The sequence below is a fragment of the Priestia sp. RMT2NF4 genome (genome assembly GCF_047872835.1).
Classification (GTDB): Bacteria; Bacillota; Bacilli; order Bacillales; family Bacillaceae_H; genus Priestia; species Priestia zanthoxyli.
In genome coordinates, this window is sequence record NZ_JBLQZO010000007.1 from 127,741 (window position 1) to 140,968 (window position 13,228).

Sequence of the window (13,228 nt, forward strand, 5' to 3'; positions counted from 1 at the left end):
TATGGGGTACTTTTTCTCTCGAATTACTTACCTTTTAAAACAACATCTTCTGATTTGTCATTCCATTTAACAGTTAAAATCAAATGTTTAGATTTCGTTATACCTTCACTAGCGTCAACCTTTACTTTCTCTTTAAAATTCCCTTCTTCATTTAACCTTGCGTCTCTCACTGCAATTCCATTTTGATTATTTGAAGTGTCTAAATTAATTCCAAAATCCCCTACGTTTTCTACCTTACTACCTAGATAATTTAAGTTAATTTGAGCTGTTTCTTTACTATTTTCAACGGGATATAACGTAATAGTAGCTGACCAGCTTTGAGTTTCACCTGAAAACTCTAAAGGATCCTCAACTTTACTTTGACATCCAACTAATGAAACAAAAAAGAAAAGACTAAATAAAGCAATACAAAACTTTCTCATCCTCGTCCTCCAAGTAAACAGCATAATGTCATTTTTACTAACTTATATTGTATTAAAATATTTTTAGTTAACGCCGCATAGAATATTATCTAGTAAAGAACATATGTAAGATCTTTTTTAAAAACTGATCGTAGATTTTGAAAGATGCGCTAAATGCGGAACGTTTCTTTTCACTTTCCATTATAATTTTATCCCCTTTTATCCTCAGGCATATTCTATATAAAGCAAATTGCCGTTAGTTTAAACAGTGAAAGGTCTCCCAGAAATAATTCTGAGAGACTAGTAAAAAAATTAACCTGTGAAAAAACTTACAACACCTATCAGCACAAAAAATATGAGAATTGCAGATAGAATGAGTACAACTGTAAAGATAGGTTTATACTTTGCTCTATTTTCTTGATTACTTATCTTATTATGTAAATCATCTAATTTTCTTTCAATTTCATCCAGACGTTTTTCAGTGTTAATATCCATCACCTCCTACCTTTTATACGAATTACTCCTCTAAAAGTTTCCTAATTACTGTATTTTAAAGAATATATATGTAAAAAACACTTTAAATTGTATGTATAGTTAGTTACCAAAATCTTCTTTTCCCATAGTAAACGTTCATTAAAAAACAAAAATCTTAATCTAAATCAAAAGTGAAATGGACTCACTTGTTTGATAACAAACGAAATAATAAACGAAACAGCAATTGTTGCCGCTAGCTGCTTTGGAGTTTTGTAAAAGACTACGCATAAAACAGCATACATAATGAATTCTTCAATATAGTTTACATGTATATAAAATATTCCAACCGCTAAAGAAAGACTTAACAATAACCCCATAGGCAACGCTGGTAATATCCAAGCTAGACGTAAATTATTTTTAGCGATCCATACAATAGCTGCTAGAAACGGAGACGCTAGTGCGATACTTCCCCACAGTAAAAAATAACTGGTTGGAAAAAATCCAAATAAAAAAGCGGAATATATATAATAGCCTGTTAGCATTCCTATAAAGAACACGAATGTATTAAGAGCCGCACTAATTTTGGTTTTACTATACGCGGCTATAAGAGTAGCAATCAGTACCCAAATACCTGTCCTTGAACACAAATATCCAAAATATGTTATGATGTTCATCCGCCAACTTCCATCAACACCTGCAACAGTATCTAAATATTTGGCTGCTATCCCCAAAGCTGTACCGAAGACTAAATATATAATAGAAAATGCAAGTTTGTTTGTAGACTTAACTATTCCAATAGTAAACTCCCCCTAACCAAAGAAAATCTATTAAAATGTTTTAACTCTTTCGTCCAAAAGCTTTTGTATCAATATTTTTGTCATCTAGGAAACTCTCTATCTTTATCTGCTCTCTTCCATTTACACTTTTATTTTTATTCATAAGTGACTCAATTTCTGTTTCAGAAAAATCTCCTTCACTCATATGCTCAACCATGTCATCGATTGCTTGATCCAGTTCATCCAAAATTTGATTGGAACCCATAATATAGCGGCTAATTCTCTCTGAATCTTTTTTATATCCTTCTGGTAAAGTATTTTGCGAAATATAGGTGGAAAAGTTATGATCATTTGCTTTCACCAGGTCTTTTAACTGTTCAAATTTTTTCGTTTGAGCTTTATTTAATTTTTGATCGGACTCCATCATTTCTTCAAATTGATCACCGGTATTGGATAGATCCTCGTTAGTATCTAAGTATGTCTTTATACTTTCTTTCATTTCTTTTTCATCAATTAAGGCATTATTTTTCGATGAACTAAATATGGAAGTTGGTAATACAATTTTTCCACTAGCTTCTTTTGTACTTTCCTGATAAGAACAAGCGCCTAATAAAAAAATAATTATTAAGCTAAAACAAAGTTTTTTCAATTCAAACGCTCCCTTTAACAATGTATTTGTTCCATTAATTTACATAGAAAATTTTAACATTAAAATCCTCCTAGGACTATACATCTAGAGGCGTATATTGGAAAAGTCCCCCCACCTAATTGAATATAGCAAAAAATGTTAAGAACAAAGATTTGTTTGCTGTTATAGTGAACGTAAGGTAGGTGAATGTAAATGAATTATGTAACCTGTATACAGAGAACGCTGGATTACATTGAAGAGAATTTGGAGACACAAATCACTTTAGAAAAGTTAGCAGAAATTGCTTGTTTTTCTCCTTTTCACTATCACCGTGTCTTCCAAGCCATGGCTGGAGAATCAGTGATGGATTATGTGAGGAAACGAAGACTTACGCGCGCAGCAGAACGCTTATTTTTCACAGATGAAAAAGTGATTGATATCGCCCTTGATGTTGGTTTCCACTATCAAGAGTCCTTTAACAGAGCGTTCAAAAAATTTTATGATGTTTCACCGAAACAATACCGTAACGCAAGAAGAATATCTGGACCGCTACGGGGAAAAGCCTACCTAACTACCACACTTTTGTCAGGAGGAAATAAAATGGAACCAAAACTAGTCACTAAACCTGCTTTTTATGTCATTGGATATGAGCTAAAAACGAAGAACGAGGGTGGCCAGAATAATAAAGACATTCCTGAATTTTGGCAACAGTACATGCAAAATAGATTGGGATCTAAAATTCCCAATCCCATAAACGAAAACACGGAGCTTGGTATTTGCACTGATTTTAATCCTGAAACGGGTGAGTTTGTTTATGTAATTGGCATGGAGGTAGAGAAAGACACTCCAGCACCTGAAGGAACAATTTACAGAAGCTTCCCTGAACTAGAATATGCCGTATTTACTACACCAAAATCAAATGAAGAATCTTTTACTTCTTCCATTCAGTCCACGTGGAATTATGTTTTTACAGAATGGTTCCCTGAATCGGGTTATGAGCACTACGGATCAATGGAATTTGAACTGTACGACAAAAGATGTTATGGCTCAGAAAATAAAGAGATTGACATCTACATTCCTGTAAAAAAACAGACTGTTAAGGCATAAAAGAGAAAAGCATTCCAAGTAGAAATTCACTTATAATGTTGAAAATATTCCTATACAAAAGCCCAATCTCTAAGCACTTATATTTAAGAGAGGGCTTTTTATTCTTTTGCATTGGGAATTTTGGAATCAACCAATTTGAATATTCACTTCATTTTTAGTTATCATAATGTACGATATCGGCAATAAAAACATCAGATATACAGAGAAATACGATGTGCTTTTCTCTCCAATTACTTAATTCTTAAAACAATATCTTCTGATCTGTCACTGGGTATAAAGTAATACTAGCATTTTATTTTATGTATTTTCCTCACGTACATATTTTTTACATTTTATAGGAATGATAACGTTACTCGTTGTATAACAAATATTCACTCATATAAAAGGTGGTAAAACGTGCGACAAAGATATCTTCTGAAAAGCCCTAATAAAAAAAAGACAACAGCTTGTGCAGCAACTCCCTTATATGATGATGTAAATAAAAATATAGAGAGGCTATTGAACGAATTAGGAAATAGTTCTGATGTGTCGTTTCGAATGGTTGAGTCTCCGCATCAAAACATGTTAAAAGCAGCCGTTATTCACCTTGACGGATTAGCAGATGAAAACATTATAAATGAGAATATCATGACTCCTCTTATTCAGTGGTTTAAAGAAAGTAATCAAGTAGTAACCGTTGAAGAGATAGAAGAACAAATACCTCAGATGTTGACTGTATCTCAATTGACTATAAAAGAGAATTGGCATGAATTTGTGTCAGCAGTTTTAACTGGTGATACGGTCATACTAATGAATGGAAGTTCTAAAATTTTCATTGGCAATACAAAAAAACTTCAGTCCCGCGCAGTAACAGAACCAACCAGTCAAACGGTTGTTAGGGGACCTAAAGATAGTTTCACAGAGAATTTAAGGACGAATACTTCTTTAATACGAGCTAGAATTCAGGATTCTAATTTACGTTTAGACAGCATGAAAATTGGAAGCGTAACTCACACAGATATAGGGCTCATGTATATTCAAGGAAATGCAGATGAACGTATTGTAGAAGAAATCAAAGAACGTTTAAAAGGGATTGAGGTAGATGGGATCCTTGAGTCGAACTATATTGAAGAATTTATCCGGGATGATAGGACCACTATTTTTCCACTTCTATTAAATACAGAACGACCTGATGCCGTTGTAGGAAATTTATTAGAGGGACGAATTGCTATTATTGTACAAGGAACACCTTTTGTTTTAATTGCACCCGCTATTTTTTCTCAATTTTTTCAGTCTCCCGAAGATTATTATCAAAATTATTATATTGCTTCCTTTTTAAGGATCTTGAGATTTGGTTCTTTTTTTCTTTCTATGTATGCGTCTGCTATCTATTTAGCATTGATTACGCATCATCAGGGACTTATTCCAAACACATTAATGGTCAGCTTAATGGCTCAAAGAGAACGAGTTCCTTTTCCAGCAATTGTAGAAATATTAGTGATGGAACTAGCTTTTGAGATGTTGCGAGAGGCAGGAATCCGAATGCCTAGAGCAATCGGACCAGCAGTCTCCATTGTAGGAGCACTGATTTTAGGACAAGCAGCTGTAGAAGCAGGTTTTGTATCAGCGGCTGTTGTGATCATTGTTGCTATTTCTGCCATCAGCAATTTTACACTGCCATCTACTAGCATTGTCAATGCGGCCCGGGGCTTTCGATTTATCTTGATTCTAATTTCAGCATTTATTGGCTTATATGGAATTTTGCTTATGACCTTATGTATATGGCTTCATATAAGTAGTCTAAGATCTTTCGGTGTCCCCTACTTTTCACCTTTTGCCCCCTTTGATTTTAAAGAGCAAAAGGATACTTTAGCTCGATTCTCTTTACCATCTCTTTTAAGAAAACAACAAAATAAATAGAAGCCACATAAAGATGAATGAGGATGAAAAATGAAAAGTTACCTTTCACTTTTATGGATCACTGCCCTTTGTTTATGTGTTTCAGGGTGTTCGAATTATCGAGAATTGAACCAAATAGGAGTCATTATAGGACTGGGAATTGATGAGAATAAAAATTCGGAAGAACCCTATAAAGTAACCTATCAGATTATTAACCCAAGTGGTTTGTCACAAGGCAGTTCGTCGGGAGGACAGGGTCTTCCTGTCATTAACTACACAGTAACTGCCAAATCGTTAGTAGAAGCATTAAAAAAAGCCTCTGTCGTCATTCCAAGAGAACATATTACTTCTCATCTTTCGCTTATCGTCGTAGGTGAAAAGTTAGCAAGAAATGGTCTTAGCTTATTATTTGATGCCTTGGATCGAGGCAAACAAGCTCGTACAAGTATTCCAGTTTTTATTGCGCGTGATGGAACTGCTGAGAAATTGCTTGGTGTGATTGAACCTTTTGAGGTTACTCCAGTCAAAAGTATCCTAAGTACAACCCAGAACAATCAAAAAATGTATGGAATAGTTAGTAATGTACAAGCATATGAAGTTATTTCTATGCTTTTGAGTGAGGGAAAAGATCTATCTCTTCCTGGAATCAATATTAACAAACCCTCTCAGCAGTCAGAAGAAGCAGGCAATTTAGAGAATACCAGCCCAAGTGCTATGCAGGTAAAAGGATTAGCTATGTTTAGAAAAGGAAAATTAGTTCGATGGCTGGATGGGGATGAAGCTCGATCTGTTCAACTTGTTACGTCTGAAGTGAAGAGCACAGCTCTTGTTTTCCCTTGTAATATAAATGAGAATATCACAGTTACAGCGACTGGAATAAAAAGTGAAATAAAAACAAAAATCCGCCGTGGACAACCTTTTATTCATACAGATCTGAATGTGATGGGAGAAATTACGGAAACATCATGCCAAAAAGATTTAAGCAACCCTAAGGTATTAAAAGAGTTGGAAAAAGAAGTCCAAAATGAACTACAAAAGGAAATTACAAAAACTATTAGCATCGCACAAAAAGAAAAGGCAGATATATTTGGCTTTGGTGATAGCTTATCTCGAACCAACCCTAGTTATTGGCGTCAGCATAAACAGAATTGGGAGAGTCTATTTTCAAGTGCGAAGGTATCGATGAATGTGAACGTCACTATCGTAAATACCGGAATGCGTACAAATCCTTATGAGGTAAATTAGATGAGGAGCTGAAAAAGCATTGACTAAAATAAAAATCGATGGGTTTCAATTATTTTGTATGATGTTTATCTTTATATTAGGCAGTACGTTGCTTTTAGATATAGGAAAGGCTGCTAAGCAAGATGCATGGATCGTTCCCTTTTTGGCTACTATTTTTGGATGTGCACTGTATTTAGTCTATATCTCCCTATATAAGAGATACCCTAATATGCCTTTAACCGGCTATCTTATTAAAATCTGGGGTAAATACGTAGGCAGTGCTATCAGCTTTTGTTATATTATATATTTTGTTTATATTGCTTCTAGAGTACTACGTGATTTTGAAGAATTACTAATTAGCTCTTCTTACTATGTTACATCGATTATTACGCTCGGCATATGCATGACCTTTGTGTTAATTTATAGTATTCACTTGGGAATAGAAGCATTCGCACGAGTTACATGCTTATGTTTTGTTGTTATTTTACTGACTCTTTTTATATTAAATGTTTTGTATGTAGTAGGAGGTTATATCAAAGTGGAAAACCTTCAACCCGTATTAGCAAATGGATGGGGAAACATAGGGAAAGAGTTAGTCCCTCTTGGCATTACTGTCCCTTTCGGAGAATTGATTACCTTTACTATGCTTCTTCCTTATTTGAATAAAAAAAGTCAGGCTGCAACAATTGGACTATCCGCCATTATAATAGGAGGGATTGTCTTAACCATTAATTCAATTATTCTTTTATGTGTACTCGGACCAGAGACTGTTTTAAGATCTTCTTTCCCAGCTCTTACAGCTGTTAGTTACATTAACATAGCCAGTTTTATTCAAAGGCTGGATACCTTTATTCTTATTCTCATGGTCATTTTAGGTTTTGTTAAAATATCCATCTATTTCTTTTGTGCCGTGATTGGGGCAACTGATTTGTTTCGTATGAAACCTTCTGTTACAAACATTTATCTAATTGGTGTTGTTATTTTTTTCTCCTCACTGATGATTGCTCCTAGCTACCAAGCTCATATAAATGAAGGGCTCAAAGTTGTTCCTTATTTATTACACCTCCCTTTTCATATAGCAATTCCTATCCTATTGCTGATTACAGCATATATTAAGCAAAAAATAAAGCCTACCCTTTCATGACAAGGGAGGCTATTGTTTTTTTAAAACAGGAAAAATGCTAACAGTAACGAACAACAAAGCAAATAAAACAATCAAAAAATAATCTTCTCCACGTGCAATTACAAAATATTGTTTTAGGTTATAAAACGATTGAAACATATAGTTTCCCTGAAAAACGTCGATGAATACAATAAGAGCATAAGCCCCCAGCAAAATACATAAGGATGAAATTATTTTAGCCATTATATCAGCCTCACCTTTTTCTTTTAAATTGCGGTAAATAATATAAAAATATACAAGGCGTCCATGAGATTTAATACTATTTATTAAATAATGAAAAATAATTGATCTTCTGCAAAGCAATCTGTTATAAAAAATTTAACGTAACAAGAATTTTAAAAATTCACCTACAAGGAGCTTTATTTATTTTAATGTACGGCTCTATTTTTATAGATTCTCACGAAGTAGTACAAGCCAAGCAGAAGTAATCCTACATTTGTATAAACATAAAAAATAGACCCATACCAAAAGTTCTTTTGAGCCAATGAATCAAAAAAATAATGCAAAAAGTGGTATAGCGCTACATAGATTAAACAAAGACTCCATAAAATATTTTCTTCTCTAGAATAAATCTCTCTTAGTAATAAAAGAATGATCCACCAAAACACAAGTATGGATGATGTACTGAGTAAGTTAATTGGGTAAGTCTTATAGTAAAAAGAATACGCGCTGCTATAAAATAAAAGCATCGATAGTAACAACATGAATAGTGGCTTTCTAGAGTGCTTATTGGTGATAAAAAAGTACAAGCCAATTAAAATGGCCATAAAAAAATAAATGTAATTCAACAAATTCCCCATCTCAAACCTCAACATTTTTATAATTTAATACTATGATATTTACGTTTCTCATAAAATCTTTTATGTATTGGGTCAAAAACACAGCATCTTATGCTTCCTTGCCTCTTTTATGTGTACAATACCCAAAGGTAGCAATTCCAAAAGAAACTCCAAAAGCGGTTGAAAATGCTGTTAAAAGATCAAAATTAGAGGTAAACAGAATATTAATTATTACGTTTCCTCCAAAGAAAATTAAAAAATATACCAAGAATTTCAAAATAACTTTTTTCAAGAACTACCCTACTTTCATAGATGTCGTTTAGATTGACTGCTGATTCAACACAGAATTTAAAAATCACGAAATTATAAATATAGCCAATATATGATTATATTACCATATATTTTTACTGACCATAAAAAAGAACCTCTTTAAAATAGAGGTTCTTTTTATAACAGAGAAGATATTTAGTTAGGGTAATGACAAGAATTAAAATGTCATTTGTGAGCTTTAATAAATATAGTTCTCTTACTACTTATAGCTTCTCTACCAATTCATCAACACGGACACAAGTGAATCCTTTCGTTTTCACTGTTTTTAACACATCTCTTAACGCATTAATTGTATTTCTTGGAGCTTCAGATTCCGCCCCTAGCGTATCACCGCAGTCGTGCAGCAAAATCACGTCCCCGCCTTTTATATTTGCTAGGCGCTGTTTAATCTTTTCGCTTCCGCCAGAGGTTCGCCAATCTTCCGCCATGGTTGACCATAGAATAATCTTATATTTACCTCTTTTGATAAAATCGAAAAGATTAAGCATTCCCCAAGGCGGGCGATAATATCTAGGCTCGACTCCCGTGATAGCTTCAATCACCTTGGCTGTATCCTTCAGCCCTTTTTGAACTTTCCAAGGCGACATAAACCAGTTGGAGTGATGTACGTAGTTATGAATTCCGATTAAGTGGCCTTCATTATGCATTCGCTGAATCAGTTCAGGGTACTTTTCTGCTTTGGTACCGACCACAAAAAAGGTTGCCTTCACTTCATTTTTCTTCAATAAATCAAGAAGTATCGGCGTATAAATAGGGTTCGGACCATCATCAAACGTAAAAGCAATTTTCGATAAATCCCTTCCCCTTTTAACTACGTTTACTCCTAGACCACGTGATAGGAAATACGGAATAACGGTGTATAATAAAATTAAAAAAATAATAGCAGGAATCATGAACTCCATATTATATACTCACCTCTATCTCCTTTTGCTTTTGTATTGTTCTATCATTTACGTTGAGTAATGGACTACGTCTTGCTGCTTCGACAATGACATGGAGAGCGTCTATGGATGACGTTTTAGTTTGGTATTTTTTTATTCTTTGTTTCATCCATTTTAAAGGTGCTGAATCATGAACCAGATTTTCGACCCGCGCAACCAACTCTTCTTCTGTTTTTACAGAAAGTGCGAATCCTGAACGACATAAATACTCTGCATTGTCTTCTTCTTGTCCCGGTAACGAATGGTAAATTAATATGGGTAAATCCATCGCCATTGCCTCAGACGTTGTCACTCCCCCCGGCTTGCTGATTATTAAATCTGAAATAGCCATTAATTCTTCAACCTTTTCACAATATCCCAAAATTCTCACGTCATGCTTCGAGTCTTTTAATTCCGACTCTAATTGTGTTTTTAACTTCTTGTTTTTACCGCATACTATAAAAAGTTGCATCGGTGTAGAAATGGATTCTAAGGCCTTAAAGGTTGAAAGTCCTTTCCCAAAAAATCCGTCGCCCCCTCCCATGATGAGCAGGGTGAATATATTGGGATCAATCATATATTTTTCTAAGAGAAGATCCTTTGGAAGAACATCCATAAATCTTTTCCGTACAGGTATTCCAGTGTTTTTAATTTTATCTGCCTCTACCCCTAACGCAATTAATTGATCACGCAATCGAGCAGACCCTACCACATATTGATCTGTAGAGGAATGAGTCCAATAAGAATGATCCGTATAATCTGTGATGATGGTTACCGCTGGAATATCAATTAACCCTTGCTCTTTTAATTTGGATATAATTCCCGCGGCAAATGGGTAGGTACTAACCACTACTTTCGGCTTTATTTCCTGTATGATTTTAAGCACGGTTTCCATACCCGATAAAAAGATCGAATTTAACTTAACAGAAAAAGAATTTTTCACACGAGTTTTTTCATACAAAAAGCTATACACTTGTGGAAACTTCTTAATTCCTTTTTTATAAATATAATGGCTGATTGGATAAAGGTTGGGATGAACCCACTCCATGATATCAATGGTAATAGGTTCAGCATCAGCAACCACATTACTTACTGCTTCACTTATCGCATTTGCCACTTGTTTATGTCCTTCTCCAAACGTAGCGGAAAGAATTAAGTATTTATCCCGTTCACGGTTATTCATGACTTTTCCCTCCTTGTAGTTTGTATGCTTTTGCTGTGGGGTAAAACTTAGACTTTTCAGCACATCTTTTTGTTCTTTTGTTTAGGCGATTAAAGAATTGCTCTGCTGATAAAAAAGTAATAATGGGTAGTTCCTTTTTAATCGATTTGTAGGGTATATCTTTTCTTCTTTTTCGTTACATAGATTGGTTAGGAACTCCTTACACTATTTATTAGAAAAACAAACAGTCTTAAGTTGAGCTTTCAAATAGCACATTTTCAGTCTACGTTTTGTAATTAAAAATAGGCTAAAAATAACATTAAAAATTAATGAAAAATCCAGTTTTTTTAATAAATAGTGCTACATTAAAAGAAATACAAAGGTGAAATTAATCTTTTCACCTTTGTATTTCAATCGCATGTAAGCATATTCGCCTTACCGACTGTGCTTTAGATACATACATACTATGAAAGAAGGACAAACCATGGATTTTATCACATCTTATATAAATCAATACGGATATATCGTGCTGTTTCTAGCATTGATGCTGGAACTTCTTGCACTTCCTCTTCCAGGGGAGCTGCTCATGGGCTACGCTGGGGTTCTTGCTTTTCAAGGACATTTGAGCTGGGTGGGAAGTATCTTGGTGGCTGGTATGGGGAGTATGGTTGGAATGACCATAGCCTACGGGGTAGGTTATAGGTTAGGGACTCCCTTTTTTGATAAATACGGAAAAACCCTTCATATGGGGCCAGAGCGAATTGAAAGAATGTCAAAATGGTTTGGTGTACATGGAAACAAGCTGTTGATTATTGCTTATTTCCTCCCGGTTATTAGACATATTACAGGATATTTTTCAGGAATTACTCGGCTTCCCTTTCGTACGTATGCACTGTATGCCTATAGTGGATCATTTCTTTGGGTCACCACATTTATTACTTTAGGAAAGTTATTAGGACCTCAGTGGGAACAGTTTCATCATTCTATTAAGAAGTATTTTGTCATTGGGCTGATTGTAGCTGTAAGTTTGTTCGTAGCTATTTACATTTATAAAAAGTTCAAAGTAACGATTAAAAAGATAGCAATTAATTGCCTCAAGTGGATAGTAAACGCATTTCATACGCGGAAACGGGCGGGTCTTGTTTTTATATTTACAGCATTAGTTACATTAGGGTTTATTCTGCTTATGATTGGAATGACGCAAGACTTTATCGCAAACGAGTTTGGAGATTTTAACAAAATAACGAGTTTATTAATAACAGCTCTTTTTAATAAAGATTGGAATGTACCAATGCGGGTGTTTTTCATACTGGGATCCAGGCAGGTTCTGGTAACATTGATTTTCTTTACACTTGTATGGATTTTATGGAAAGGCAGAGATAAAAAAATTGAATTATTATCTCTGGTAGTTGTTGCAGGCGGCGGAGAGCTATACGAAGAAAGCCTGAGACGAATGTTCCATCATTTCTCCCCTATTAGAAAGTCGTTGATAGAACAGCTTTCATACACCTTTCCAAGCGAGCAGTCTTTAATGGCTTTTGTTATTTATGGGTTTGCTGTATTTATGCTGGTTCGACACTCTAAAAGATTGTGGGTTCCTACAGTAGCACCAATAGTGGCCATTCTTATTTTATTGCTTATTGCCATTAGTCGTTTGTATCTGAGCATACAATACCCCAGTGACATTGCAGCAGGATATGTATTTGGAGGAGTATGGCTAGGGTTAAACGTTTTGCTTCTTGAAACCTTCCGTCTTATGAAAGGTATTAATCTATAAGTGATACTGTCAAAAAACTTATTTCTGATGTTTTCTATGAGAAAAAACACCTCCAAGTGATTGCTCGGTACCCCATACCCAGTTATCAGCTTGAAGGTGTTTTTTATTTATATAAAATCAGAGCCTGTCCAAATTATTAGCAATTACGTTTTCTTAATCTGCGAACGCTGATACTTTCTAAACTAGTCGTATTTCTATTACCTGAATTATCTTCCCATACTAAAAATCCGCCTTCTGCTCGAATAAACGTACCATTTCCATCAAGCTGTCTTCCAGCAGAAAAAACTTGAATTTTATCTCCTCTTCGAAAATTATCTACTATAGAACGAGATTGAGATTGAGATGTACGACGATCTCCACTACGACGTCCTGGCATAACTCCACCTCCTTATACACTTATAGTACATACTATGAAGAAAGCAAAAATTGGTATAAGCAAAACGCGTAAAAGTATAAAAATATTTTATAAAATAAAAATTTGGCTATACCTGTCTTTAGTATTTCTGCAAGGTTTCTTACATTTATCCACAGTCCCATGAGACCTCTGAATCTCTTTCATCTTGTAACGTAACCTAGATTCAGTGAGTAT

General features: G+C 34.6%; 14 protein-coding genes. 5 read left to right on the plus strand and 9 right to left on the minus strand.

Features of this window, described 5'->3' with window-relative positions:
- Positions 1-23 precede the first annotated feature (23 nt).
- From ACMX9J_RS23115 to ACMX9J_RS23130, 4 genes are all read right to left on the minus strand, one after another.
- Positions 24-422, minus strand: a complete 399-nt coding sequence (locus tag ACMX9J_RS23115) for a hypothetical protein (protein ID WP_154991491.1) — start codon at positions 420-422, stop codon at positions 24-26.
- A 291-nt stretch (positions 423-713) separates the two neighbouring features.
- On the minus strand, positions 714-896 hold the full coding sequence (locus ACMX9J_RS23120; RefSeq protein WP_014460704.1) for a hypothetical protein: 183 nt from the start codon (positions 894-896) through the stop codon (positions 714-716).
- A gap of 164 nt (positions 897-1,060) precedes the next feature.
- A complete protein-coding gene (locus ACMX9J_RS23125) occupies positions 1,061-1,549 on the minus strand; it encodes a DUF6518 family protein (protein ID WP_047751267.1) in 489 nt (162 codons plus the stop codon).
- A 163-nt stretch (positions 1,550-1,712) separates the two neighbouring features.
- Entirely contained in the window at positions 1,713-2,300 is a 588-nt protein-coding gene (locus ACMX9J_RS23130; protein ID WP_165573362.1) for an NDxxF motif lipoprotein, read from the minus strand.
- Between the two features lie 192 nt (positions 2,301-2,492).
- Here ACMX9J_RS23130 and ACMX9J_RS23135 point away from each other — a divergent pair, with 192 nt between their 5' ends.
- The 4 genes from ACMX9J_RS23135 (at position 2,493) to ACMX9J_RS23150 (ending at position 7,632) form a co-directional block, all read left to right on the plus strand.
- Complete coding sequence (locus ACMX9J_RS23135; RefSeq protein ID WP_416226236.1) at positions 2,493-3,386, plus strand: AraC family transcriptional regulator; 894 nt, start codon at positions 2,493-2,495, stop codon at positions 3,384-3,386.
- A 396-nt stretch (positions 3,387-3,782) separates the two neighbouring features.
- Positions 3,783-5,285, plus strand: a complete 1,503-nt coding sequence (locus ACMX9J_RS23140) for a spore germination protein (protein ID WP_325075751.1) — start codon at positions 3,783-3,785, stop codon at positions 5,283-5,285.
- Positions 5,286-5,315: 30 nt separating this feature from the next.
- Entirely contained in the window at positions 5,316-6,509 is a 1,194-nt protein-coding gene (locus ACMX9J_RS23145) for a Ger(x)C family spore germination protein (RefSeq protein WP_063246975.1), read from the plus strand.
- A 19-nt stretch (positions 6,510-6,528) separates the two neighbouring features.
- The gene (locus tag ACMX9J_RS23150; protein ID WP_416226237.1) at positions 6,529-7,632 is read left to right on the plus strand and encodes a GerAB/ArcD/ProY family transporter; all 1,104 of its coding nucleotides are present in this window, start codon (positions 6,529-6,531) and stop codon (positions 7,630-7,632) included.
- A 9-nt stretch (positions 7,633-7,641) separates the two neighbouring features.
- Here the strand turns inward: ACMX9J_RS23150 and ACMX9J_RS23155 are convergent, their stop codons facing one another.
- The 4 genes from ACMX9J_RS23155 to ACMX9J_RS23170 all read right to left on the minus strand — a co-directional run bounded on the left by ACMX9J_RS23155 (position 7,642) and on the right by ACMX9J_RS23170 (position 10,883).
- A complete protein-coding gene (locus ACMX9J_RS23155) occupies positions 7,642-7,854 on the minus strand; it encodes a hypothetical protein (protein WP_226313283.1) in 213 nt (70 codons plus the stop codon).
- A gap of 705 nt (positions 7,855-8,559) precedes the next feature.
- Positions 8,560-8,742, minus strand: a complete 183-nt coding sequence (locus ACMX9J_RS23160; protein ID WP_328157684.1) for a hypothetical protein — start codon at positions 8,740-8,742, stop codon at positions 8,560-8,562.
- Positions 8,743-8,983: 241 nt separating this feature from the next.
- On the minus strand, positions 8,984-9,682 hold the full coding sequence (locus ACMX9J_RS23165) for a polysaccharide deacetylase family protein (RefSeq protein WP_416226238.1): 699 nt from the start codon (positions 9,680-9,682) through the stop codon (positions 8,984-8,986).
- Position 9,683: 1 nt separating this feature from the next.
- Positions 9,684-10,883, minus strand: a complete 1,200-nt coding sequence (locus ACMX9J_RS23170; RefSeq protein ID WP_416226239.1) for an MGDG synthase family glycosyltransferase — start codon at positions 10,881-10,883, stop codon at positions 9,684-9,686.
- A gap of 463 nt (positions 10,884-11,346) precedes the next feature.
- Here ACMX9J_RS23170 and ACMX9J_RS23175 point away from each other — a divergent pair, with 463 nt between their 5' ends.
- Complete coding sequence (locus ACMX9J_RS23175) at positions 11,347-12,639, plus strand: VTT domain-containing protein (protein ID WP_416226240.1); 1,293 nt, start codon at positions 11,347-11,349, stop codon at positions 12,637-12,639.
- A gap of 136 nt (positions 12,640-12,775) precedes the next feature.
- Here the strand turns inward: ACMX9J_RS23175 and ACMX9J_RS23180 are convergent, their stop codons facing one another.
- Positions 12,776-13,015 (minus strand): hypothetical protein, encoded by a 240-nt coding sequence (locus tag ACMX9J_RS23180; protein WP_048018629.1) that lies wholly within the window; start codon positions 13,013-13,015, stop codon positions 12,776-12,778.
- Positions 13,016-13,228: the final 213 nt, after the last annotated feature.

Coding starts and splice junctions, on each gene's coding strand:
- ACMX9J_RS23170 (WP_416226239.1), bottom strand. CDS start 10,883: ATGAATAACCGTGAACGGGATAAATACTTAATTCTTTCCGCTACGTTT.
- ACMX9J_RS23135 (WP_416226236.1), top strand. CDS start 2,493: ATGAATTATGTAACCTGTATACAGAGAACGCTGGATTACATTGAAGAG.
- ACMX9J_RS23180 (WP_048018629.1), bottom strand. CDS start 13,015: ATGCCAGGACGTCGTAGTGGAGATCGTCGTACATCTCAATCTCAATCT.
- ACMX9J_RS23155 (WP_226313283.1), bottom strand. CDS start 7,854: ATGGCTAAAATAATTTCATCCTTATGTATTTTGCTGGGGGCTTATGCT.
- ACMX9J_RS23165 (WP_416226238.1), bottom strand. CDS start 9,682: ATGGAGTTCATGATTCCTGCTATTATTTTTTTAATTTTATTATACACC.
- ACMX9J_RS23145 (WP_063246975.1), top strand. CDS start 5,316: ATGAAAAGTTACCTTTCACTTTTATGGATCACTGCCCTTTGTTTATGT.
- ACMX9J_RS23115 (WP_154991491.1), bottom strand. CDS start 422: ATGAGAAAGTTTTGTATTGCTTTATTTAGTCTTTTCTTTTTTGTTTCA.
- ACMX9J_RS23120 (WP_014460704.1), bottom strand. CDS start 896: ATGGATATTAACACTGAAAAACGTCTGGATGAAATTGAAAGAAAATTA.
- ACMX9J_RS23125 (WP_047751267.1), bottom strand. CDS start 1,549: ATGAACATCATAACATATTTTGGATATTTGTGTTCAAGGACAGGTATT.
- ACMX9J_RS23175 (WP_416226240.1), top strand. CDS start 11,347: ATGGATTTTATCACATCTTATATAAATCAATACGGATATATCGTGCTG.